At 71.9% G+C, this 23773-nt stretch carries 21 protein-coding genes and 2 pseudogenes; 12 read left to right on the top strand and 11 right to left on the bottom strand.

What is annotated here, in order from left to right; all coding sequences use genetic code 11:
* Nucleotides 1-99: 99 nt before the first annotated feature.
* The 5 genes from AC07BF_RS32075 to AC07BF_RS32095 all read right to left on the bottom strand — a co-directional run bounded on the left by AC07BF_RS32075 (nucleotide 100) and on the right by AC07BF_RS32095 (nucleotide 4436).
* Nucleotides 100-1431, bottom strand: coding sequence for a hypothetical protein (locus AC07BF_RS32075; RefSeq protein WP_363633320.1), 1332 nt, complete (start codon nucleotides 1429-1431; stop codon nucleotides 100-102).
* Nucleotides 1432-1489: 58 nt separating this feature from the next.
* On the bottom strand, nucleotides 1490-1672 hold the full coding sequence (locus AC07BF_RS32080; protein ID WP_363588965.1) for a hypothetical protein: 183 nt from the start codon (nucleotides 1670-1672) through the stop codon (nucleotides 1490-1492).
* A 430-nt stretch (nucleotides 1673-2102) separates the two neighbouring features.
* Entirely contained in the window at nucleotides 2103-2300 is a 198-nt protein-coding gene (locus AC07BF_RS32085; protein ID WP_363588963.1) for a hypothetical protein, read from the bottom strand.
* An 86-nt stretch (nucleotides 2301-2386) separates the two neighbouring features.
* Entirely contained in the window at nucleotides 2387-4042 is a 1656-nt protein-coding gene (locus AC07BF_RS32090; protein WP_478334284.1) for a hypothetical protein, read from the bottom strand.
* 16 nt (nucleotides 4043-4058) lie between these two features.
* A complete protein-coding gene (locus AC07BF_RS32095; RefSeq protein ID WP_363588957.1) occupies nucleotides 4059-4436 on the bottom strand; it encodes a hypothetical protein in 378 nt (125 codons plus the stop codon).
* Nucleotides 4437-4566: 130 nt separating this feature from the next.
* On the opposite strand from AC07BF_RS32095, the gene AC07BF_RS32100 reads away from it, so the two are divergent.
* Nucleotides 4567-4926 (top strand): hypothetical protein, encoded by a 360-nt coding sequence (locus AC07BF_RS32100; RefSeq protein WP_363588955.1) that lies wholly within the window; start codon nucleotides 4567-4569, stop codon nucleotides 4924-4926.
* A 9-nt stretch (nucleotides 4927-4935) separates the two neighbouring features.
* Here AC07BF_RS32100 and AC07BF_RS32105 read toward each other — a convergent pair.
* Nucleotides 4936-5732 (bottom strand): annotated as a pseudogene (locus AC07BF_RS32105) (IS5 family transposase).
* 133 nt (nucleotides 5733-5865) lie between these two features.
* On the opposite strand from AC07BF_RS32105, the gene AC07BF_RS32110 reads away from it, so the two are divergent.
* The gene (locus AC07BF_RS32110; protein ID WP_363588953.1) at nucleotides 5866-6051 is read left to right on the top strand and encodes a hypothetical protein; all 186 of its coding nucleotides are present in this window, start codon (nucleotides 5866-5868) and stop codon (nucleotides 6049-6051) included.
* Between the two features lie 344 nt (nucleotides 6052-6395).
* On the opposite strand, the gene AC07BF_RS32115 is transcribed toward AC07BF_RS32110, so the two are convergent.
* Complete coding sequence (locus AC07BF_RS32115) at nucleotides 6396-6875, bottom strand: hypothetical protein (protein WP_400812496.1); 480 nt, start codon at nucleotides 6873-6875, stop codon at nucleotides 6396-6398.
* A gap of 240 nt (nucleotides 6876-7115) precedes the next feature.
* Here AC07BF_RS32115 and AC07BF_RS32120 point away from each other — a divergent pair, with 240 nt between their 5' ends.
* Nucleotides 7116-7406, top strand: a complete 291-nt coding sequence (locus AC07BF_RS32120; protein WP_478334285.1) for a hypothetical protein — start codon at nucleotides 7116-7118, stop codon at nucleotides 7404-7406.
* 212 nt (nucleotides 7407-7618) lie between these two features.
* Here AC07BF_RS32120 and AC07BF_RS32125 read toward each other — a convergent pair whose 3' ends face one another.
* Entirely contained in the window at nucleotides 7619-8341 is a 723-nt protein-coding gene (locus AC07BF_RS32125; RefSeq protein WP_478334286.1) for a hypothetical protein, read from the bottom strand.
* Nucleotides 8338-8571: a hypothetical protein gene (locus AC07BF_RS32130; RefSeq protein ID WP_363588945.1), complete on the bottom strand. Its 234-nt coding sequence runs from the start codon at nucleotides 8569-8571 to the stop codon at nucleotides 8338-8340. Before AC07BF_RS32130 ends, AC07BF_RS32125 begins: the two co-directional genes overlap by 4 nt.
* A 708-nt stretch (nucleotides 8572-9279) precedes the next feature.
* On the opposite strand from AC07BF_RS32130, the gene AC07BF_RS32135 reads away from it, so the two are divergent.
* The 3 genes from AC07BF_RS32135 (at nucleotide 9280) to AC07BF_RS32145 (ending at nucleotide 12751) form a co-directional block, all read left to right on the top strand.
* The gene (locus AC07BF_RS32135) at nucleotides 9280-9435 is read left to right on the top strand and encodes a hypothetical protein (protein WP_331742852.1); all 156 of its coding nucleotides are present in this window, start codon (nucleotides 9280-9282) and stop codon (nucleotides 9433-9435) included.
* 165 nt (nucleotides 9436-9600) lie between these two features.
* Nucleotides 9601-10833 (top strand): cupin domain-containing protein, encoded by a 1233-nt coding sequence (locus AC07BF_RS32140; RefSeq protein ID WP_478334287.1) that lies wholly within the window; start codon nucleotides 9601-9603, stop codon nucleotides 10831-10833.
* A 193-nt stretch (nucleotides 10834-11026) separates the two neighbouring features.
* Complete coding sequence (locus tag AC07BF_RS32145; RefSeq protein WP_363588968.1) at nucleotides 11027-12751, top strand: ABC transporter ATP-binding protein; 1725 nt, start codon at nucleotides 11027-11029, stop codon at nucleotides 12749-12751.
* A gap of 31 nt (nucleotides 12752-12782) precedes the next feature.
* Here the strand turns inward: AC07BF_RS32145 and AC07BF_RS32150 are convergent, their stop codons facing one another.
* On the bottom strand, nucleotides 12783-13301 hold the full coding sequence (locus AC07BF_RS32150; RefSeq protein ID WP_363632588.1) for a GNAT family N-acetyltransferase: 519 nt from the start codon (nucleotides 13299-13301) through the stop codon (nucleotides 12783-12785).
* 64 nt (nucleotides 13302-13365) lie between these two features.
* On the opposite strand from AC07BF_RS32150, the gene AC07BF_RS32155 reads away from it, so the two are divergent.
* Nucleotides 13366-13989, top strand: coding sequence for a TetR/AcrR family transcriptional regulator (locus AC07BF_RS32155; RefSeq protein WP_478334288.1), 624 nt, complete (start codon nucleotides 13366-13368; stop codon nucleotides 13987-13989).
* 276 nt (nucleotides 13990-14265) lie between these two features.
* On the top strand, nucleotides 14266-16455 hold the full coding sequence (locus AC07BF_RS32160) for a WD40 repeat domain-containing protein (RefSeq protein WP_478334289.1): 2190 nt from the start codon (nucleotides 14266-14268) through the stop codon (nucleotides 16453-16455).
* A gap of 50 nt (nucleotides 16456-16505) precedes the next feature.
* On the opposite strand, the gene AC07BF_RS32165 is transcribed toward AC07BF_RS32160, so the two are convergent.
* The gene (locus AC07BF_RS32165) at nucleotides 16506-18068 is read right to left on the bottom strand and encodes a PucR family transcriptional regulator (RefSeq protein ID WP_478334290.1); all 1563 of its coding nucleotides are present in this window, start codon (nucleotides 18066-18068) and stop codon (nucleotides 16506-16508) included.
* Between the two features lie 255 nt (nucleotides 18069-18323).
* On the opposite strand from AC07BF_RS32165, the gene AC07BF_RS32170 reads away from it, so the two are divergent.
* From AC07BF_RS32170 to AC07BF_RS32185, 4 genes and pseudogenes are all read left to right on the top strand, one after another.
* Entirely contained in the window at nucleotides 18324-19808 is a 1485-nt protein-coding gene (locus tag AC07BF_RS32170; protein ID WP_363620564.1) for a sodium:solute symporter family protein, read from the top strand.
* Nucleotides 19809-19819: 11 nt separating this feature from the next.
* A complete protein-coding gene (locus AC07BF_RS32175; RefSeq protein ID WP_363588931.1) occupies nucleotides 19820-20671 on the top strand; it encodes a class II aldolase/adducin family protein in 852 nt (283 codons plus the stop codon).
* A gap of 127 nt (nucleotides 20672-20798) precedes the next feature.
* Nucleotides 20799-21788 (top strand): annotated as a pseudogene (speB, locus tag AC07BF_RS32180) (agmatinase); the annotation flags it as partial.
* 107 nt (nucleotides 21789-21895) lie between these two features.
* Entirely contained in the window at nucleotides 21896-23524 is a 1629-nt protein-coding gene (locus AC07BF_RS32185) for a thiamine pyrophosphate-binding protein (RefSeq protein WP_363588929.1), read from the top strand.
* Nucleotides 23525-23773 lie beyond the last annotated feature (249 nt).

Genomic DNA, 23773 nt, shown 5'->3' on the forward strand with positions numbered 1-23773 from the left:
GCATGCTTCCAAGAAGCGGTGAGAGTTTTTTTGGTGCGGGGGGATAAAAACACTCCCCCCCCCCCCCCCCCCCCCCCCGCCCCCCCCCCCCCACCCCAGTCAGGACGGATCGTCCTCCGTGGCCGTGGTGATGACGGTGGGCGGGATGCTGTCGGGCAGTGGTGTCCGTTCGCCTCCGTCCTCCTCGGTGAAGGCGCGCACGCCGGCCCCGCCGGGGAACTCGCCGGTCACGTAGTGGTCGGTGCGGAAGCCGAGCGAGGCCCGGGGGCCGAGTTCGGTGCCGTCCGCGCGGACCGGGACGAGTTGGTGGTGCTCCATCCACAGGCAACCGGAACTGCGCGGCGGCACGGCCAGCCCGTACGTCCTGGTCACCTCGTTCATCACGGTCACGCTCCGGCGCCTCTCGTAGCCCAGTTCGACGGTCGCCGACACCGAGTACGTGGTGGTTCCGGAGACGCCCATGCCGAAGGGCTTCGCGGACACCTCGATGCCGACCGCCACGCCAACGGTGATGCCGGTGGTGATGTTGAAGGCGGTGCTGTCCTCCCGGCTGACACCGGTGGTGACGGCCTCCGACTGCTCCTGCTGCACCGTCCCGTTGCGGTTGTCGCGGAACAGGGCGACGTCGAAGCGCCGGAGGCGGCGGATCCGGTAGAACGGCGAGTTGCGGATCTGCCAGTGCGCGTCGCGGACCGGGTCCTCGACCATGAAGTACGGCACGGTGACCGTGCGGTCGGTCACCGTCGTCTGCGCGGGCGGCCGGTCGAACGAGGTCAGGCGTGGCACACCCGGCCCGGGACGCCTCTCCACGACCGCCGGCAGGTCCAGCACCCAACCGGTCGGCGTCGACGACGGCCGGTCGGCCGTGAACACCGCCGTGAATCCCCCAGGCGGCACCAACAGCCGCTCCTCGGTGTCCTGGTTCGACTGCTGTGGCGCCACGACCGACCACAGCCGCATGTTCCCGCTCTCCAGCAACCTGTCGCCGAACTCGCCCCGTCGGACGTACAAGCGCCCGTTGTGCTCCCGTTTGACGCACACCACCGGGAAAGAACCAAAATCGGGATGTGGAGCGTTGGTGGCGACGATGTCGCCGAGGGCGATGTAGCCGTCCGGGGGGACGGGCCGCCAGATCCCGACGGAGACATCCTGGGGCAGGTCGCCGATCCGGTCGTAGCGCACGGGTGGCCGGAGCATGCTCCGGTCCGCCGAAAGGTCCCGCAGGAGCAGTGCGGCACCGTCCCGGGGGAGGCCGCCGGCGGTGAGGGGCGGCCCGAAGTGGTGCGCAGCGCGACCCCAGCCGTCGCGCATGGGCTCGTTCGCGGCGTAGATCGCGGAGTCGTGCCGGACGCCAGGCATGACGTTGGGCCAGACCCGGCGGATGTCCGGAGTGAAGCGCAGTTCTAGATCACCGTAGCGTTGGGTGGTCACACGGACCTCTCTCCTCGCTCAGAACCGTCACCTGACCCTAGGCCCTCCCTCCCGCCCTTCAGGAAGGGAAGAACAGGCCATGTGCGAGTCGGCCACCGGCCGTCTCCCGGCCCGCCGCCGCTGGGGGCGGCGTACCCAGGAACCCGACGCGGTACTTGCGCTGCAACGCGCGGCCGGACAGGCCCGCGCGAGCATCACGGCGGATCGCCGCGTACAGATCGACCTTGGACTTCGGCAGCACCAGGGACCCCTCGTCGTGCAGAGCACAACCATGGCCCCGAGGCAAGCACCCGAGTGCTCTCAAAACTCGGTACTCACGTACAAAGCCACAGAACACGTCTGCACAACCCGAATCAGCTTCCGAACCTCATCCGTATCCATCCGACGATGGTCGCGCAGCAGCAGATCTCTGGCAATCGGCTTCAGGCCGCCGCCACAGGCGCCCCAAGCAGCAGCCAGAGCACGCCATCAATGATCGGCCGGACAGCTCCTAGAGGGCGGGCTGTCACTCGCCAGTGTCGTACGGGTCGCGCAGAGGCCGTCGGGCGTTGAACAGCACAAGGGCGTGGAGGATCAGGCCCAGGGCCCCGATCTGGTCCTCCACGCCGTCTCAAGTCCACCGTGGTGGACTTGAGACGGAAGCCGACGAAGCGGGTGGAGGGCCTGGCCAGCTACCGGGGCAGCTTCGCGGTGCGCTCCGGGTAAGCGGTTCCGACGTAGCGCATGGCGGTGTCTTCGGTGATGCCGAAGAGCCGCATGAGCTTGAGCGGGTCGCCGGTGGCGAAGGCTTCGTCGAGGATCCGGTCCTGCCGGAGCCTGTCGAGGGTCTGCCCCTTGGGCAGGACCCCCTGCATGGTGATCCGGTGCACGGCCGGGTGGTCCGGATCGAGGGCGGTCTTCTGGGTGACCAGCAGGTGGGGATTGACGCTGGTGGGCCAGCGCTGGTGGCGGTAGGTCAGCCAGTCGGCGGCAAGGCGGTGGTGAGCCCCTCCAGGTAGAGGGTGTGCCGCCGCAGGCCGCGGCGCAGTTCGAGGGTGCTGCGGGCGAGGTTGAGGTCGGCGGTGAGTGCGGTGCGGATCTCTGAGGCGGGGACTGCGTGGATGGCGGCCAGGGCGATGGCGAGGCGTGCGAACGGGGTGGCGGCCTGGTCGAGCACGCCAGCCAGCAGGTCGGAGGGGACCGGACGTGGAAGGCCGGTCACGTCGCCCACGGGCAGGTGGCGGGCCAGGTCGCGGAAGACCAATCGCTCGCGCTTGAGCGCCCGGAACAGGCTGCGCAGTGCGATGGCGAGCTGGCGTCGGGCGGTACCGCCGAGGCTGTCCAGCGCGTCCTGGAGGTGGTCCGCGGTGACTTCCCGAAGGGTCGTCATGCCGCCCGCCGTCCACGCGGTGAGGACCGGCCGCAGGTAGCCCCGGTAGCTGCGGATGCTCTCCCAGCTACGCGGTTCGTTCTCCCGGGGACCCCGGCCGCGCAGCACCTGCGCCCATGCGCCGACCTCCTCAGCGACGGGTCGCGGCAGTGTGGCCAGCACCCTCTCGATCCAGACCAGGTCGCGGTCGCGGTGCATCCCGGGATCGTCGACGAGCAGGCCGCGAGCGCGCAGGAACTGGCAGACGGGCTTGGCCGCGAGGTGCTCGTCCAGGCGGGCCAGGTCGTGGACGTCCCGCTCGTGGAAGGCGTTCTCGACTCCGAGCCAGTAGGCCAGGATCGTGAGGGTGCGGATGTTCTTGCGGAAGCCCGACTCCTTCTGGTCGCGGCGAAGCTCGGCGAAGTCCTCCACCAGCGCGGTGGCCGCACCGGTCAGCGGCAGTTCGCCCCAGGGCCGACTGCGCAGCCGGGCCAGCACCGGGGACCAGTCGCGGCGCATCGTGAACAGGGCCTCCTGCCCCCGGCAGAGCGTCGTCGCGGGCGTCGCGTCCACGGGCACCGGCCAGTGCTCGCCGGCCTTCGGCTGCGGGCCCGGTCCGCCCGGGCCGGTAGGCAGGTGGATCACCAACTGCGTGGCGGCAGGCACGCTCAGGTCGTCGCGGTGAGGGTGGCAGGCGCGGCAGTGGCCGGCGCCCAGCGCAAGCCCTTCGCGGCGGCAGCGCGCGCACTGTCCCGGCTGCCGGTGGCGGCGTCTGCTCCAGTTCCGGCACGGGTCGCAGCGAAATGCCGCGTGCTCGCCCCCGGGCATCCAGGTGTTGCAGTCGCGGCACGAGCGCGGTGCGAGCCGCGGGTCGGGAAGGGACTCGTCGGCCAGCAGGCCGGCGCCCAGGAGGACCAGGCAGACCACGTCGGCGAACTTCGGCAGCTCCCTCAGCAGCCGCCCTGAGGTGGGCTTGGCGCCTTCGGCCTCGCGCACCGCCAGGGCGAGCCGGACCATCTCGGCGACCTGGCAGCGCCAGGCGTTGCTCATGCGGCGCTCGGCCACCAACGCCAGCAGCGCCGGTTCGGCCCGGTCCCAGCCGGACAACTGCCGGACGGCGATGGCGCGGGCCGTATCGCGAGTGAGGGTGCGCGCCATGGTGAACAGGGGAATCTGGCCCCACGCCTGCGGCTCCAGCACGGCCGACTGGTCGGGCCCGACCGTGCGCTGCCTGTTCAGCTTGCGCTTCCACCCGGAGTTCACCCAGCGCCCGCCGCCCTCAAAGCGCACGATCTTGCGGGCCTGGGCCGCGTAGCGGTGTGTGCCGACGATGAGCTGGAGCGGGCGCGGCCGGGCACCCGGGACGCCCAGGGCCCAGGGATGAGAGCTGCCATGGCACCGTGCCGTAGTACTCGCAGACCTCGATCACCGGCTTGATCAGCCCGTCCAGGGTCTTCGGCTCCAGGCCGGCCGCGTCGCGTGCCCACTGGTACTCGGACAGGGTGTCGAGGAAGAAGCTCTCCTCGTCCTGCACCGAGATCCGGGCCTGGCGCCGCCGCTGGAGCGTGACAACGTCCGCCAGGCCGGACTCGACCGAGACCGCCGCCGGGTCGACCGGGACGGCCGAGTCCGGGGCGGGCCGCACGAGCGTCAGCACGCGAGTTTCGGAATCTGCCACGAGCCAGCAAATTACGGGACACACTGACAGATTCTGCGAGTTACCGCTGGAATCTCACACGATCGAGCGACGCCCCGGTAACCCCGCCCCTACCTGCTGAGATGCCGCGATGGTGCTCGCGAGCAGCCAGCGGGAACCCGCTCGTACTCCACTAGGCCTGCACCTCGGCGGTCGCTTCTCCCTAGACGGCGACGACTCCCCAATCCCGGACTACTACCGCGGCTCCAGCACGAGCGTCCTCAAGCAGCTCGCCACCCTCCTCGGCACCGGCGGGCCCGGCCTTTCCGACGAGGCCCTGCCGCGCGTGCAGGCGTGGTGGACCTGGCGTCTGGCCGCCGTGACGAGCGCGACCGAGCCGGACGGGCGCACCGAGCTGATCGACACCCTCCCGGCCCTAGCCGCCAGCGGCCGCTTCCCAGACGAGTGGATCCTCCAGCAGTTCCACGTCCTGCTGGACGCCAGCGGCTAAGAAGTCATCTCATTTGGGGATCCTCCGGAGGCAAATGAGGGCTGCGGCGATGCTGGCGAAGGCGGCGAAGTGGTCGGCCTTGCGTTCGTAGCGGCGGTGCAGTCGACGGAAGCCGCCGAGCCAGGCGACGGTGCGCTCGATGACCCAACGGTGGCGGCCGAGGCTTTGGGAGGACTCGACGCCTCGGCGGGCGATGCGGGCGGGGATCTGGCGTCGTCGCAGGTAGGAGCGGATGAAGCGGTGGTCATAGGCTTTGTCGCCGTGCAGCTTGCCGGGCCTGCGTCGCCTCGGTCCGCGCCGCGAGCGGATCGGCGGGATCGCATCGACGAGCGGGATCAGGGCCTGGCTGTCATGGACGTTGGCTCCGGAGATCGCCAGCGACAGAGGCAAACCGGTATGTTCCGTCATCAAGTGGATCTTCGACCTGTACTTGCCCCGATCGACAGGATTCGGACCCGTCAACTCCCCTTTTTCAGAGCCCGCATGTTCACCGAGTCGACGGCGCACCGCGACCAGTCCAACTCGCCCCGCGCGCCGAGCTCGTCCAGGACGACCCGGTGGAGCTTGGCCCACACTCGAGCCCTGCTCCACTCGGTGAAGCGGCGATGGGCGGTGGGCCCGGACGGACCGAAGCAGGGCGGAAGTTAAGCCCAGGTGCATCCCGAGGTGGCCACGAACACGATCGCCGCCAGCACTTCGCGGTCCCCGTATCGGCGTCGGCCACCGCCCTGCGGCCGACTCGGCGCCGCCGGCACCACCAACTGGAACAGCTCCCACAGCTCATCCGGCACCAAGCGCTCCACGATCGTCACGCGAGCAGCCTACAAGGCCAAATGAGATCACTTCTAACTGCGCACCGACTCCACGACGTTCACCTACCTCACTCGCGCCGCCGACGCCCACACCGAGCAGGTCCTGCTCCTCCTCAAAGACTGGATCATGACCCTCGGCCCCTACGACCAGACGCCCCGCTACCGGGAAGCCGACATCCGCACTCTACTGCGCACCGGTCTGGCCGATCCGAAGTGGGCCCAGTTGGCGGAAGAGATCATCAACCGCGCAGCGACCCGAGGGCACAGCCAGTTCCGCGGGCTCCTCCAGGCATCTGGAGACGCCAGCGAGTAGGCCGCTGAACCTGAGCGGGAGGACGGTTGAGACCGGCGGTCGGGCCAAGCCAGTACCCACGGCGGTGCGAGCGTGGTCTCGACGTCGACCTGGATGTCGCCTGGGAGCACACGCTCACCGTGATCCCGTAAGGACCGAGTTCCCGCCCCGGATCTGGCTGAACGGTCGGGGCTGCGAGCCCCGGGCGTACCTCGCCTGGGCGCGCAGGACGCCGGGCGGCCTACGCGGCATCGCCCTTTCTGAGGGAGGTCATGGGCTCACCCTGCCACGCCGCGTGCCGACGCGCTCCCGGGTTTCCCGGCCGGGAAACCCGGGAGCGTGGACTGCGGACTACGGACTACGGGCTACGGGTTGGGGATGCTGCAGTTGCTGTCCTGTGGGCCCGCCAGGGAGGCGCCGTTGGAGTAGTCGTGCTGGGTGCTGTAGGCGGGGCAGATCTGGTCGAGCGACGCGATGGCCGTCCAGATGTCCGGGGAAGTGGCGTGGATGTTGACGTAGCCGTAGACGTCCTTGCTGCTCTGGTCCCCGATGGTCGCCTGACCGGTGTAGCCGTTGCTCGCCATCAGGTACACCTTGACCTGGGAGCCGTTTCCCTGGAAGCCGCCGGACCACTGAAAGTGGGCGATCGCCGTCCGGCTACAGCTGTCGTACTGCTGCTCGACCTGGCCGACGTAGACGCCATTGTTGTAGATGTTGCCCGGGAGGCCTTGGTCGCTCACCCCGCAGGCGAGACGCGGGGCCGGGGCGGCCGAGGCGTCGGTGCTCATCGTGAGCGCGACGGTCGTCGCGAGGGTGACCGTGGCGACGGCGTGGCGAATACGCATTGGGTGTTCCCCCTGGAGTCGGTCCCACGGCCGGAGCGGCCGGGGTTCGAGGGGAGCGTAGGCAGGCGCCGAGGAGGCGACGTAGGCACGTTCAGGCCAAAGCCCTTAGTTGGGGCGCTAGTTGAGAGGGATTTACCACTCCGCTGGCGGACGGATGACGGGAGTTGGGATCCCGGCCACCCGCCCGTCGTGTAGCCCTACGCCCCGGCGGGGCGGGTGAAGCCGTAGGAGCGCTCGACCTTGGCAACGCGGAGGGAGCAGGCGGGCCCGGACGGCCTGGGCCTGGCGTGGGAGCGGCGCTGGCGATCGTTCCCGCGGCTGCTGGTGGTCCTGGCCGGCGTGGCGGCGGCCGGGGTTCGCGGCGCGGTGGCGGACCTGTGGCTGACCGCCGAGGAGAACCCGGCCACCGCCGAGCTGCTCACCGCCGAGCCGCCGCAGCGCGCGAGGTCGAGGTGGGAGCCGCAGCAGGGACTGCTGCGGTCCGGTCAAGGTCGTAGCGCACGGCGCGGGTGCGCAGAGCGGGCCTCGTGATGCCGCGCAGGGCGTCATGGTAGGCGTGCTCGATGAAATGCCAGCCGCGGAGGACGAGGCGGTGGTCGAGTTCGCGGTGGCGCTGGAGGAACTACTGGTAGAAGACACTGTTCCGGGAAGAGACGGTCATGGTGACCTGTTGTCCGTCGACGACACGCAGGCCGCCGTAGACCCGGGTCTTCTCCGGGCCGCGGCTGCAGTCCAGCTCAGCCTTACGGGACCTTCGTCACCGCGACGCCGTTGACGAACACCGTGACGTCCTGCAGCGCCCGGCGCAGGATCTGCAGGACGTCGGGGGGCATCGGCCCGGACCAGGTGACGGAGACGACTTGGTGCTCCTCGTCGACGGTGACAGGCGGAGCCGGGCCGGTCTGGTGGTGCTCGTGGGCGAGTTGCCGGACGAAGTCGCCGAAAGGCACAACGGGGGGCGGGTCGGGCAGGGTGAGCGGCTGGTGGGTGTTGTGGACGACGATCTGGCCAGGGAAGGCCTCCTCGAAGGCATGCTGGGCCCTGGCCTGGTCGCCGATGACGCCCGCGCGCACCCGGTGGTCGGGCATCTGGTCGACCATGTAGACGGTGAAACCGTCGCCCCGGACGGTGCGGGCGTAGCGGTCGGCTCCGGGGTGCGCACGGTTGCCTTGTTCGATGCCGGGATCGAGGTGACAGGTGTGGAGGGTGACGTGGCGTCCGGTGGCTTTCTGGAGTTCGCGGCTGGCCTTCTGGTGGTCGCCGATGATGTCCGCGTCCAGGCCTTCGGCGGTGAGGCCGATGTTGCAGACGTGGTAAGTGTTGCCGCCCATGCGGGAGGCCAGGGTGAGGATTTCGTCGTCGCCGGGGTGGGTGGTGGCGGCGGCGAGCATGGTGATGGTGGCGCCGATGCCGACGGCGACCGCGGTGGCGGTGGCGGTGAACAGGGTTCTGGTGGTACGCCTCATGCGAGTGAGATCCCGAACTTGTTGGTGATGGCGCCGATCGGCGCGTAGGAGACCCCCGAGTAGCAGGTCGGCTTCCAGCCGGCGGCGGTGTCGGTGCCCCACTTGCAGGCGACGGGCTCTCCGGCGGATCCGACGATGATGCCCTTGGCGGCCGAACAGCGTCGCCCACCGGGTAGGGGGCAAGGACAATCGGTGTCGGCACTCCGGCCGACCGACTGACGGATCGCCACAAACACGCTCTGTCAAACGGGTTCGGCACCCGACGCCGCCGCGGTGGACGTCTCCGGCCAGGAGGCGTCCACCGCGGGCGGCGGGGCAGGACCAGCGCGACGATCTCCTCCCTGGGGCCGGCTGCCACGGACGAGACGACGTCACCCAGGAGCGCGCTGCCTCCGCTGCCGCCACACTGCGGTGGACGCCGTCCGGCCGGAACACGATCACCGCTTCGGCCGGACGGCGCGCGGGAAGCCGGGCGTAGTACGCCAGTTGTAGATCGCGACCTTGCCCATTGGCGGCCCCCAAGGGCCAGTCGGGACACCAAGCTGCCCGTCCCGTTGGTGACAGGGCGAAGCCATTCTGCGGGGTGCCCCGTACCAGCAGGACGGTGATCACCGGCGCGGGGCGAGGACGACTCCCCCGGACGAACGCCGTGCCGACGGGGTTCGCGGTAGGTAGATGCTCCGTATCCGGACCCGCCCGTACCGCGCCGATGCTCCGCCGCGCACAGCCGGGCGGACGACAACCGGCCTGCTCGCAGGATCGTCCGGAGTCCGGCCGGGCTCGGCGCGGACAACCTCGGATCCCGCTCTTCCCCCTCTGTTGTCCGCGGCCACCTCGGGTTGTCCGCCACTCACCTGGGCCTTCACGCCCTCCTGTAGACGGACAATCACTGCGGATCCCACGCTGGAGATTCCACCGGCTCTCAGAAGGGAGTTCCTTTGACACACAGCCTCGACCCGGCCGACATCGTCGTCGTGCGCGCTCCGGACGTGGAAACGGCCATCACGCCCGATGACATCAGCTTCGGGCCCGCGGACGACAACAACAACAACGACTCCGGTCATAAGGACTTTTTCATCGACGACACCGACTGACCTCGCCTGAGCAGAGCCCGCCCGAGAAGTCTCACGGGCCGGGGAGGGGCCGCGCTCCCGGCGCGCCCCCTCCCCGAAGGACAGCAAGAACGCCAAGGAAGACATGGCTGCCGGTCACCGCGTCAGCAGAGCCGGCCGACCTCTGTTAGGAGACACGAGATCTCGATGACTTCTCTGACGGACCGGGTGGGGGCCGAGCCCGAAGACGGGCCTTCCTCCGGCCTCTCCCGCCTTCTCCACCCGGTCTCCCTTCCGACGTTCCGCGACGAGTACTGGGAGCGGCGGCCACTGCACATCCCGAGGAACGACCCCGAGCACTTCGCGGATCTCCTGACGCTCGACGACGTGGACCGGGTGCTGGGCCAGTCCGGTCCGGACTTCGGGAACGTCCGGGTCATCCGCGAGGGCAAGGAGACCCCGGTGTCCGAGCTGGGCGCCCCCGGCCGCAACATGACCGCCAGCCGGCTGGAGGCGCTGTACGAGCGGTACCGGTCCGGCTCGACCGTCATCCTGAACGCCCTCGAACGCCGCTGGGAGCCGTTGGCGCGCTTCACCTCGATGCTGAGCGCCGAGGTCAACGCCAGGTTCCAGGTGAACGTGTACCTCACCCCCGGCGGGCAGGCCCGCGGATTCGACCCGCACTACGACAGCCACGACGTGATCGTGATGCAGGCGTACGGCAGCAAGCGCTGGCGGCTGTACGGGGCACCGTACGCGCTGCCGTTGGAGGGTCAGAGGTACGACCACTCCGGCGAGGTGCCGGAGGTCGAGGAGGAGTTCGACCTCCAGCCGGGCAGCCTCCTCTACCTGCCCCGTGGCACCATCCACGCCGCGACGTCCAACGACGCCGCGTCGATGCACCTCACCTTCGGTGTCCACCCGGTCCTTATACCCGCGCTGATCAGCGACGCGGTCCGGGAGGTCTTCGAGGGGGACGAGCGGTTCCGCAGGAGCATGCCCATCGGATTCGCCAACGACAAGCACCTCCAGGAGCAGGCCGAGGACGTCTTCGCCGAGCTGATCGATGCGCTCGCCGCCCGGCTCTCGCCCCAGGAGATGACGGCCAGGGCCGTGAAGCAGACGACCTCGCTCGCTCCGGTGACGCTCCGCGGTCACCTGGGCGACCTGGAGAGCCTGCCGCGGCTGAACCTCGACACCCGGGTGCGGCGTCGTCCGGGTCTGCGGTGGAGCGTGGCACTCGGCGAGGAGGTCGTCGAGCTCGAGTTCCACAGCAAGACCATCCAGCTGCCGGTCCACGTGGCCGATGAAGTCAGGTTCGTGACGGAGAGCGACGGTCAGGGGTTCACCGCCGGCTCGATCCCCGGCGGCCTGGACCAGCCGGGCTGCCTGCTGCTCGTGCGCACGCTGGTCCGCGAAGGATTCCTCACCCTGTCCTGACGGACGGACGGACGGACGGGTGCCGGGCCGGGCCGGGCGGCGTCGGCCGGTCCGGCATGACGACTCACGCAGATCCTCCCGGTGCCCCGGCCCGCGGGCCGGGGCACCTGACGGACGCGTCCGACGGAGAGAAGGGAGGAGCCCCGTGGCCGGAGAACGGAAGAACAGGCGGCACGCTCCACTGGTCAGAGCCATGGGCCTGTTCGTGCCGCACCGGCTCCGGCTCGGCGCCGTGCTGCTGCTGGTCGCGGCCGGATCGCTGGCCGCGATCGCACCGCCGTTCATGCTGCGGCAGATCTTCGACGTCGCGCTGCCCCAGGGCCGGCTCGGACTGCTGACCGGGCTGGCCGCCGGGATGCTCGCCCTGGTGGTGGCCAGCACGTCCGCCGGAGTGCTCCAGGCCTACCTGTTGGTCACGCTGGGGCAGCGGGTGATGGACGACCTGCGCACCGCGGTCTACACGCATCTGCAGCGGATGTCCCTGTCCTTCTTCACGGCGACCCGCACGGGCGAGGTGCAGTCCCGGATCGCCAATGACATCGGAGCCATGCAGTCGACGGTGACCGGCGCGGCCGCCACGATCGTCGCCAGTGCCACCACGGTGGTGGCCACGTTGCTGGCGATGCTCTCCCTGAACTGGCAGTTGACGGCGGTGTCCCTGGGGGTGCTCCCGTTCTTCGTCGGGATCAGCCGCAGGGTCGGCGCGGAGCGGCGCGGGATCGTCGAGCAGCAACAGAGCCTGCTCGCCGTGATGTTCAGCCTGATCGAGGAGTCGCTGTCGGTCAGCGGCTTCCTGTTGGGCCGCACGATGGGGCGCACCGACACGCTCGTCAAGGAGTTCGCTGGGCGGTCGCGGGACCTCGCCGATCTGACCGTCCGGTCCTCGATGGCCGGACGATGGCGCCAGTCCATCATCTCGATCATCGTGGCCGCGATGCCGATAGCGTTCTACTGGACGGCCGGAATCGTCGGTGGGTACGGTGGCCCGACCATATCCGTGGGTACCGTCGTCGCGTTCACCGCTCTCCAACAGGGCCTCTTCGGGCCGGTCATGACCCTGTTGCAGACCGGCATCGGCATCCAGAGCTCCATGGTCCTGTTCGACCGGGTCTTCGAGTACCTGGACCTCGAGGTCGACGTCGCGGAGCCCAGGGATCCCGTTCCGCTCACCGGGCGCCACGGACACGTCCGCTTCGAGCAGGTGAGCTTCTCCTACCCGGCTTCGGGGCCCGTCCTCCGGGGGGTCGACTTCGATCTGCCGGCCGGTGAGAAGCTGGCGGTCATCGGCGCCACCGGCGCGGGCAAGACCACCCTCGGCCATCTGGTTCCGCGTCTCTACGACGTCACGGGCGGACGGATCACCATCGACGGCGTCGACATCCGTGACCTCAGCTTCGCCACCCTTGCCGAGACGGTCGGCATCGTCCTGCAGGACACCCACCTCTTCCACACGACCGTGGCCGACAACCTGCGGTTCGCCAAGCCCGGAGCGACCGCGAGTGAGCTGGCGGCCGCCGCCGAAGCCGCTCAGATCCATGAACTGATCGAGAGCCTGCCGAAGGGGTACGAGACGATCGTGGGCGAGCGCGGGTACCGGTTCTCCGGCGGCGAGAAACAGCGCCTGGCGATCGCCCGGACCATGCTGAGGAATCCGCCGGTCCTCGTCCTGGACGAGGCCACCAGCGCACTGGACACGATCACCGAGAAGGCGGTCCAGCGAGCACTGGAGGCGCTCTCCGCGGGCCGTACCACGATCACGATCGCCCACCGGTTGTCCACGGTCCGGCATGCCGACCGGATCATCGTTCTGGACGGCGGCCGGGTCGTCGAGTCGGGCACGCACGCGGACCTTCTCGCCCGCGCCGGACGGTACGCGGAGCTCTGCCGGGCGAGCGGCTCCCTCGGCCCGAAGCCCTGAAGGACGGAAGTCGCCTACGCCAGACGCCCGCTCAGAGCCGCAGGTCCATCCGCTGCTCGACCGTGTCCAGGCCGAACTTGCGGGCGGAACGGGAGACGGTGAGCTCGAAACCGGCCTTCGCGTACAGGTGGTGGGCGGCGTCGAGGCCCGCGATGGTCCAGAGCAGCACGCCCTCGTACGCACGGGCGCGGGCCTCGTCCAGGGCGGTCTCCAGCAGCCGGCCGCCCAGGCCCCGGCCCCGGGCGACCGGGTCGAGGAGCACCCACCGCAGCTGGCCCCAGCCCGGGCGTTCGTCCGCCCGGACGAGGCCGGTGGCGCCGACCACGCGGCCGTCGAGCTCGGCGACCCACAGACGACCGGGCGCCGCACCGCCCTCGCGGGCCCGGGCGAGGACCAACTCGGCCATCCCGGAGGCGACATAGGCCTCCATGGTCTCGTCCGTGCCGTACTCGCGGGCGTAGAGGACACCGTGCAGGGCGGCGACGGTGCCGAGGTCTCCGGGGCAGACGGCCTCGCGGACGGTCGCGAATCCGGGTGCGGTGGCGGCCATGGTGGCATCCCTTCCAGGAGGGCACTTCCACTGAAACAGTCGTTTCAGTGGAACGATAGACCACGTGTCCACCCCCACCCCCGCAGATGCGCGCTCCCGCCCGTCGCGGCGCCGCGAGGAGATCCTCGCCGCGACCGTCCGCTACGTCGCCGAGCACAACGTGTCCGACCTCTCGCTGCGCCCGCTGGCGGCCGAGATCGGCTCCAGCCCGCGGGTGCTGCTGTACCTGTTCGGGTCGAAGGAGCAGTTGGTCCGGGAGGTCCTGGCGGTCGGCCGGGCCGAGCAACTCGCGCTGCTGGAGCGCTCCGAGACCGAGGGCGGCGACGCCCGCGAGACCCTCGAACTGCTCTGGGAGTGGCTGACGAAGCCCGAGCACCGGGGCGCGCTACGCCTGTTCTTCGAGGGGTACGTCCGCGCCTTCGGCCGCTCCGGGCCCTGGCTGGACTTCGGCACCGTCTCGCTGGACGAGTGGCTGCCGCCCCTGGAACGCGCCCTGGACGGCACCGGCGCGAATCCCACCGTGGTGCTGGCCGTCCTCCGCGGCCTGCTGCTGGACCTCCTCGCCAACGGCGACGGCGACGGCGACGGGAGCGAGGACGGGAGCGAGGACGGCAACGACGGTGGCGGGAACCACGCCGGCCGCGTCCACGCCGCCTGGCACGCCTTCCTCGACGCCGCCCTCGGCTGACGCCCGGCAGTCAGCCCGCGCCGCACCCGAAGGCCGGGTGCTCGCCACCTGCCAGCGGCGCCTGAGGACCTGGCGCCTGGTCGCCACTCACGCGGACAGGCCGAAGAGGACACCGGCGGAGTCCAGGCAGGGGCCTGCGTCATGGACAAGGGCGACGCCTCGTGTTCGTGTGCCGGCGCCCGCGTCCTGGCGGTGCCCTGCCCATGTGCAGGCGGGGGTCTGGCGGTCGCGCTTTCCGCGGTGCCGTGGTTGCCGGGCACGACTACTGTGCCGTTCATGTCTGACGATCTGCGGGACTTCCACCCGCGTGCTGAATCCGCCGCGGCCGTTGGGCGGTTGGCCGATCCGGGGTTCCTGGTGAACGCGGACCCGGGATCGGTGCTGGCGTTGCTGGATGCGGCGTCGGGTCCGGTGGCGCGATTGGCCGCGTCGGTGTACCGGGCCTCGACACACCTGCATCGTGACGTCACCGCGGGGGTACGCCGGCAACTGCTGGCGCTGGACGCGGCCCGTCACGGGGACCGGGAGCTGTCGGCGCGGATCACCGCGGTACCGGTGGAGGACGAACCCGCCGCACCGTGGGGCGTCGAGTGGGCCACCGGCTCCCAGCTCGACCGGTCCGTGCGTCGTATTCCGACCGCCCACACCGACGCGTTGCTGGCGGTGGCGACGGCGGTGGTCGACGGCCGCCCCGTCGCGGTCACCGGCGGTACTGACCGGAGCGTGCGGGTGTGGGACCTGACCACCGGCCGACAGATCGGCCAACCTCTCGCCGGCCACACCGGCCAGGTGTGCTCGGTGGCGACGGCGGTGGTCGACGGCCGCCCCGTGGCGCTCATCGGCAGTGGTGACCGGACCGTGCGGGTGTGGGACCTGACCACGTGCGAGCAGATCGGCCAACCCCTCACCGGCCACACAGCTGCGGTGTCGGCGGTGGCGACGGCGGTGCTCGACGGCCGCCCCGTCGCGGTCACCGGCAGCGGCGACGTGCGGGTGTGGGACCTGACCACGCGCGAGCAGATCGGCGAGCCGCTCACCGGCCACACCCATGCTGTGTGCGCGGTGGCGACGGCGGTGCTCGACGGCCGTCCCGTCGCGGTCACCGGCAGCCACGACGAGACCGTGCGAGTGTGGGACCTGACCACGCGCGAGCAGATCGGCGAGCCGCTCACCGGCCACGAGGAGGCGGTGCGAGCGGTGGCGACGGGGGTGGTCGACGGCCGCCCCGTGGCGGTCACCGGCAGCGAGGACGAGACCGTGCGGGTATGGGACCTGACCACCGGCCGGCCGATCGGCCGACCTCTCACCGGTCACGACGGCTGGGTGCTGTCGGTGCTCACGACAACGATCGACGGCCGCCCCTGCATCGTCAGCGGAGGCGAGGACTGGACGCTCCAGGTGTGGGATCTGACCACCGGCAAGCAGATCGGCGAGCCGGTGAACGGCAACACCGACAAGGTCCGGGCGATGGCGACCGCGGTGCTGGACGGCCGTCCCCACGTGATCGCCGGCAGTCAGGACGGGATGGTGCGGGTGTGGGACCTGACCTCGGGCGGCCAGGTTGGTGAGCCGCCCACCGGCCACACCGGCGACGTGAACGCGGTGGCGACGACAGTGGTCGACGGCCGCCCCGTGGCGATCACCGGCGGCGACGGCACGGTGCGGGTCTGGGACCTGACCACCGGCCGGCAGCTCGGCCTGCACCTCACCGGCCAGGACGACTGGGTGGGGGCGGTGGCGACGGCGGTGGTCGACGGCCGTCCCGTCGCGGTCGCCGGCAGCCACGTGCAGGTATGGGACCTGACCACGTGTGAGCAGATCAGCGAGCCGCTCACCGGCCACGAGGAGGGGGTGAACGCGGTGGCGACGGCAGTGGTCGACGGCCGCCCCGTCGCGGTCACCGGCAGCTGGGATGACGTACGGGTCTGGGATCTGACTGCGGGTCAGCAGGTCGGCGAGCCCCTGACGGGCCACACCGGCGAAGTGAACGCGGTGGCGACGGCAGTGGTCGATGGCCGCCCCGTCGCGGTCACCGGCGGCGACGACGGCACGGTGCGGGTCTGGGACCTGACCACCGTCCAGCCGATCGGCGAGCCCCTGACCGGCCACACCGGCGACGTGAACACGGTGGCGACGGCGGTGGTCGACGGCCGCCCCCTGGCGGTCACCGGCGGCGACGACGGCACGGTGCGGACCTGGGACCTGACCACCGTCCAGCCGATCGGCCAACCCCTCACCGGCCACACCGGCGACGTGAACGCGGTGGCGACGGCAGTGGTCGACGGCCGCCCCGTCGCGGTCACCGGCGGCGACGACGGCACGGCGCGGACCTGGGACCTGACCACCGGCGACCAGGTCGGGCCGGAGCTGGTGTTCCCGCTGCCGGTCCACACGGTGGCCGTGGTGCCGGATGGCCGGTTGGTGGTGGGCTTCGGCTGGGAGGTCGCGGTGTTGTCCCGCCGTTGACCGGGCCCCGCACGAACGTCTCGCCGCCGGACGGCGGTGGCGGCCCGCGGTCAGTCCGCGCCGGGCGGGAGCCAGTGCAGGGCGAACCAGAGCTCCATCCGGACCTCCGCGTCGCCGAGGTCGACGGCGAGCAACTCGCCGACCCGGGCGATGCGTTGGCGCACGGTGTTGCGGTGGAGCTGGAGCGCCGCCGCGGTGCGGTCCCAGCTGCCGTGCAGGGCGAGCCAGGTGCGCAGGGTCTCCCGGAGCACGGCCGGCCCGGGGGTGCCCGCGGCGGCCAGCGGGGCGAAGGTGCTGCGGGCGAGGGCGGCGGCGTCCTCGGGGGCGACCAGGGTGTGGACGCTCGGCCCGACGGCCTCGCGGTGGTGGACGGCGGCGGCACCGGTGGCCAGCGCGTGACGCAGGGCCCGGTCGGCCTGGGCGTCGGCGGTCCTCAGTTCCGCCGTGGGGGCGGGCGCGCTGACGCCGAGCGTCCAGCCGAGCCGGGCGGCGGATTCGGTGTCCACGACCCGGTCCGGAGCCGCCGAGCCGGGCAGCAGCGCCCGCAGCCGGGTCCCGTCCAGGTTCAGGTGCGGTGTGCCGAGGGCGGTGCCGAGGGCGGCGAGTTGGACGGCCTCCCCGCCGCCGCCCGCCCGGCCGGTCAGCCGGCCGTGCACGACCACCCAGGCCCCGTCGGGCGGCAGCAGGGCGGCCGCCGCCTCCTCCGGTGCGGCGCCGAGCAGCAGCCGCACCAGGGCTCCCGCGCTGCGGGCGTCCGTGCCGAGCGCGTGCCGCGGGCTGGTGAGCAGCGAGAGCAGCACCACGGCCACCCCGGCCACGGACCGGTGGACGGCGGTCGGCGGCTCCTCGGCGGCGGTGACGAGCGTGAGCGGGCCGCCGGAACCGTCCGAACCGGGCAGGGTCCGCACGGTCAGGTGCCGCCCGGCGTAGTGCTGGGCGGCGGCGGTCGGCGGCTGGGCGCGGCCCGCTGCGCGCGCGGTGGTCCGTTCCGCGAGGGCGCGCAGTTCAGCCGGGACCGGTACGGGCGGGCGCACTCCGGCGCTGAACAGTTCGACGCCGCGTCCGTCCAGCAGTGCCGTCCAACCGCCCAGGTGCACGGCGAGTTGCTGGACGACCGCGCGCAGCGCGTCGGGGCGGGCGGCCGCGGAGGCGAGTGCGGACTGGGCTTCGGAGATCTGCCGCAGGCCGCGGTGGGCGGCTTCGGCCATCGCCGAGTAGGCGGCCCGGCCGACGGCGACGAACGGGGTGCCGTCGGGCACCCGTAGCAGGGGCAGGTCGTGCCGGTCGCAGGCGGCGACCAGGTCGGCCGGCACCTCGTCGTAGACCGGTGCGACGCCGAAGCCGAGTGCGGCGGCGCCCGCTTCGACGACGCAGCGTACGTAGGCGTCGATGCCCTCGGCGTCCTTCGGGAGGCGGACTCCGGCGGTGAGCAGCAGTTCCCCGCCCAGCAGGTAGGGGCCGGGGTTCTCGACCTCGGTGGTGCCGACGGTGCCGATCAGCCGGTCGTCGAACGGTCCGGCGATCTGGCGCAGTCCGAGCGCGGGGTCGGCGAGCAGGACGGTCAACGGGACGGCGGGGCTGCCGGAGGCGGGAGCGGGGGCTGGGTTGGGCACGCCGGCGGCCTTTCGTCGGAGGTTTTGCACATCTGACCCCACGATATTGGATGAAACCGATACTTCTGCAGGCCAGGTGGGGCGGTTTAGGTTCAGCGCACGGCGTTTTCCTTCGGGCGCCCCCGGCTCGTCCCCCCGCTCCCCGCCTTTCCTGTGAGCCCTGCCAGTCCCGCCCGTCGCCTGCCTGTTCCCCCACCCACAGCCCTGGCCCGGCCCGCTCCCCCCAGCGCGTCCGGCCGGATCGGAGGACCCCCCATGACCCTCGACTACGTCGTGATGATCGGCTATCTGTTGGGCATCGTCGGCGTCGGCTGGTGGGGCAAGCGGCGCGCCTCCTCGAAGGCGGACTTCCTCGTCGCGGGCCGCCGTCTGGGCCCGGTGCTGTACACGGGGACGATGGCCGCCGTCGTCCTCGGCGGCGCGTCCACCATCGGCGGCGTGCGGCTCGGCTACTCCTACGGCCTGTCGGGCGCCTGGATGGTGTTCGCGATCGGGCTCGGCCTGCTGGCGCTGAGCATCCTCTTCTCCGCCCGGATCGCCCGGCTGCGGGTGTACACCGTGGCCGAGATGCTGTCGCTGCGCTACGGCGGGGCGGCGAGCGTGATCTCCGGCGTGGTCATGTGGGTCTACACCCTGATGCTGGCGGTGACCTCGACGATCGCCTACGCCAGCGTCTTCGACGTGCTGTTCGACGTGCCCCGCTGGGCGGCCGTGGTGATCGGCGGCACCATCGTGGTCGGCTACTCGGCGCTCGGAGGCATGTGGTCGATCACCCTCACCGACATGGTGCAGTTCGTGGTGAAGAGCATCGGGGTCCTGTTCCTGCTGCTGCCGGTCGCCGTCGTGAAGGCCGGCGGCCTCGCCCGGCTGAAGGCCGAACTGCCGTCCGGCTACTTCTCGTTCGGCTCGATCGGCGGCGACACCATCTTCACCTACGTGCTGATCTACACCTTCGGCATGCTGATCGGCCAGGACATCTGGCAGCGGGTGTTCACCGCCCGCACCGACCGGGTGGCCACGTACGGCGGCACGGTGGCCGGAGCCTACTGCCTGGCGTACGCCGTCGCCGGCGCGGTGATCGGGATGGCCACCAAGGCGCTCTACCCCCAACTGGCCAGCCCCGACAGCGCGTTCGCGACCATCGTGAAGAGCACGCTGCCGGCCGGGGTGCGCGGCCTGGTCCTGGCGGCGGCGCTGTCGGCGATGATGTCGACCGCGAGCGGCGCGCTGATCGCCTCCGCCACCGTGGCCAACAACGACATCTGGGCCCGGGTACGCACGCTCGTCGGCCGGGGAGGGCCAGGCGCCGCGGCCACGGACCATGACGAGGTGCGGTCCAACCGGCTGGCGATCGTGGCCCTCGGCGTGCTGTCGATCGGCGTCGCCTGCGTACTGGACGACGTGATCTCGGCGCTCACCGTCGCGTACAACCTGTTGGTCGGCGGTCTGCTGGTGCCGATCCTGGGCGGGCTGGTCTGGCGGCGCGGCAACCTGCCGGGCGCGCTCGCCGCGATGATCGCGGGCGGCGGCACCGTGATCGCGTTGATGGCCGCCAAGGGTGTCCTCGCCAACGAGCCGATCTACTTCGGCCTCGCCGTGAGCCTGGTCGCCTACCTGGCCGTCAGCCTGGCCACCCGCCCGACCGATGCCACCGTGCTGGAGCACTGGCGCGGCCGGCTCGCCGGGCAGGCAGCGACCCCGGCCGCTCCCGCCGCCACCGCCCCGGCCGCCGCGCTCTGAGAGGAAGCCTCATGGGCCTGCCCACCGCACCGACCGTCCCGACCGCACCGACCGTCACGTCCGGACCACCCGCCCCGCTCGGACCGTCCGGACCGTCCGGACCGACGGTGCCGCCCGCACCGACCGAGGCCCGGTTGCGCCGCGAACTCGCCGCCGTGTACCGGCTGGTCGCCCACTTCCGGATGACCGACCTGATCTTCACCCACATCTCGGTCCGCGTCCCCGGCCCCGAGCAGCACTTCCTGATCAACCCGTACGGCCTGCTGTTCGAGGAGATCACCGCCTCCGACCTGGTCAAGATCGACCTGGCCGGGAACCCGGTGGAGCCGACCCCCCATCCGGTCAACCCGGCCGGCTTCGTGATCCACAGCGCCGTCCACGCGGCCCGCCAGGACGCCCACTGCGTGCTGCACACGCACACCCGGGCGGGCTGCGCGGTCGCCGCCCAGCGGGACGGGCTGCTGCCCCTCAACCAGATCTCGATGGAGTTCCACGACCGGGTCGGCTACCACGACTACGAGGGCGTCGCGCTCAACCTGGCCGAGCAGGAGCGACTGGTCGCCGACCTCGGCGGGCACCCGGCACTGATCCTGCGCAACCACGGCCTGCTGACCGTCGGCCGCACCCCGGGCGAGGCCTTCCTGCGGATGTACTACCTGGACAAGGCGTGCGAGATCCAGATCGCCGCCCAGGCCGGCGGCGGCCCGCTCGTCCTGCCGTCCCGCGAGACCGCCGAGCTCACCGCCCGCCAGCTGACCGGCCAGGAGCACGGATCCGACCTCCAGGACGACCGGGCCGCCGAACTGGCCTGGGCCGCCCTCCTGCGCCTCGCCGACCGGATCGCCCCCGACCACGCGAACTGACCCCGTCGACCCGGCGCAACCCCCGCCCGCCGACGCCCCGACGCCGACGCCCCGCCCGCGGCTCCCCGACGCCGACTCCCCGACAACGCCCCGACAGCGCCCCGCCCGACCGACTCCAGGAGCTGCCATGAGCACCGCCCCCGACCCCCACGCCCCCCACAGCCCCCTCGGCCCCACCGACTCCTCCCGCGTACCGCGCTACGCCGGGCCCGCCACCTTCGCCCGCCTGCCCCGGATCGACCAGGTCCCGCGCGCGGACATCGCGGTCGTCGGCGTGCCCTTCGACACCGGCGTCTCCTACCGGCCCGGCGCCCGCTTCGGCGGCAACGCGATCCGCGAGGCCAGCCGGCTGCTGCGCCCCTACAACCCGGCCCAGGGCGCCTCGCCGTTCGCACTCGCGCAGGTCGCCGACGCCGGGGACATCGCCGCCAATCCGTTCGACATCCACGAGGCGGTCGACACCGTCGAGGCAGCCGCCGGCGAACTGCTGGACACCGGCGCCCGGCTGATGACCCTCGGCGGCGACCACACCATCGCGCTCCCGCTGCTGCGCGCCGTGGCCCGTCGACACGGGCCGGTCGCGCTGCTGCACTTCGACGCCCACCTGGACACCTGGGACACCTACTTCGGCGCCGAGTACACCCACGGCACACCGTTCCGCCGGGCCGTCGAGGAGGGAATCCTGGACACCTCCGCCCTCTCCCACGTCGGCACCCGCGGGCCGCTCTACGGCAAGCAGGACCTCACCGACGACGAGAAGCTCGGCTTCGGCATCGTCACCTCCGCCGACGTCCTGCGGCGCGGCGTGGACGAGGTCGCCCAGCAACTGCGCGAGCGGGTCGGCGACCGCCCCCTGTACATCTCCATCGACATCGACGTGCTCGACCCGGCGCACGCCCCCGGCACCGGCACCCCCGAGGCCGGCGGACTCACCTCGCGCGAGCTGCTGGAGATCCTGCGCGGCCTGAGCGGCTGCCACCTGGTCTCCGCCGACGTGGTCGAGGTCGCACCCGCCTACGACCACGCCGAGATCACCGCCGTGGCCGCCTCGCACACCGCCTACGAGCTGACGACGTTGATGGCCCGCCAGATCGCGAGCGAACGGACGGAGCAGGATCCGCGAGCCGGTGCGGGCGGCCGCACCGACGGACGCCCGGCCAGCCGCGCCGACGCCCGTACCGACGCCCGTACGGAGTCCCACGACGCCACCGGCGAGGTGCGCGCATGACGCACCTCCGCAACGGCGGCGACCTGGTGGTCGAGTCACTCGCCACCCTCGGCGCCCGCTGCGTCTTCGGCCTGCCCGGCCAGCACGCCCTCGGCCTGTTCGACGCGCTGCGCCGCTCCGACCTGCGTTACGTGGGACTGCGGGTGGAGAACAACGCCGGCTTCGCCGCCGACGGCTACGCCCGCACCGCCGGGACGGTCGCCCCGCTGTTCCTGTCCACCGGGCCCGGCGCGCTCACCTCGCTGGCCGCGCTCCAGGAGGCCGCCGCCGCCTCGGTGCCGGTGCTCGCCGTCTCCAGCCAGATCCCCTCGGCCGGACTGGGTGGACGGCGGCGCGGCTACCTGCACGAACTCGTCGACCAGCAGGCCAGCTTCCGCGACGTGGTGAAGTCCGTGCACACCGCCCGCACCCCCGCACAGATCCCCTCCGCGCTGGCCGCCGCCTGGGAGTCGGCGCTGAGCGCGCCGTACGGGCCGGTGTGGGTGGAGATCCCGCAGGACGTCCTGCTCGCGCCGGTGACCGTACCCCCGGTCACCGGGCTGCGCGCCGAACCCCGGCCGCCGGTCCCCCGCCCGGAGCTGGTCGCCGAGGCCGCGGTGCTGCTGGCCGAGGCCGAACGCCCGGTGATCCTGGCCGGAGGCGGCGTGGTCCGGGCCGGAGCCAGTGACGAACTGCTGCGGCTGGCCGAGCTGTTGCGGGCCCCGGTGGCCTGCACCTTCGGCGCCAAGGGGGCCTTCCCCTGGGAGCACCCGCTGTCGCTGCGGTCCTGGCTGGAGGACCGCCACACCACCGACCTGCTGGAGGACGCCGACGTCCTGCTCGTCGTCGGCTCCGGCCTGGGCGAACTGTCCAGCAACTACCACACCCTGGCGCCGCGCGGCCGGATCATCCAGATCGAGGCCGACGCGGGCAAGCTGGAGGCCAACCACCCGGCCTTCGGCATCCACGCCGACGCCCGCCTCGCCCTGGCCGCCCTCTCCGACTCGGTACCGGCCGCCACAGCGGACGGACGGGCCGAGGCGGTGACCGCCGAACTGCTCAAGCGCGTCCAGGAGCGGATCGACGGCCAGGGGCTGGAACTCGAACAGGACTTGCTGGCATCCGTTCGCCACGCGCTACCGGACGACTCCCCGGTCTTCTTCGACATGACGATCCTCGGCTACTGGGCCTGGTCCGCCTTCGACGCCCGCCGCCCCGGAGCGATGCACTCCGCCCAGGGCGCCGGCGGCCTCGGCTACGGCTACCCCGCCGCACTGGGCGCCGCCGTGGCCACGGGCGGCCGCCCGGTCCTCGCCGTCTCCGGCGACGGCGGCGCGATGTACTCGCTCGCCGAACTCGCCACCGCCCGCCAACTCGGCCTCAACGTCACCTGGCTGATCATCGACGACGGCGGCTACGGCATCCTGCGCGAGTACATGACGGGCGCCTTCGGCGAGGCCACCGCCACCGAACTGGCCCGCCCGGACTTCGTCCGCCTGGCCGAGTCCTTCGGCGTCCCGGCCGCCTTCACCACGCCCGACGACCTCGCACGGGACCTGGCCGCCGCACTCGCCGCCCCGGGCCCCAACGTGCTGGTCCTGCCCGCCCTGCTGCGGATGTTCGCACCCACCCACCTGGACGCCTGAACCACGGGGGGAGCGCGACGGCCCGGCCTTGCCCGCGCCCGGCGCGCTCCCCCCCGTCGACCTGATCGCACACCACCACGCGCCCCGGCCGTCCGACGCCGTTGCGCCGCCCCTTGGATAGGCTGCCGCAATGGCCCTCGACTCCCCCCGGCTACTGCGCGCCGACGCCGCCCGCAACGCGGAAAAGATCATCCGGGCCGCCCGGGAGGTCTTCACCGAACAAGGCCCCGACGCCCACCTCGACGACGT

Source organism: Kitasatospora sp. NPDC043950, assembly GCF_056435345.1.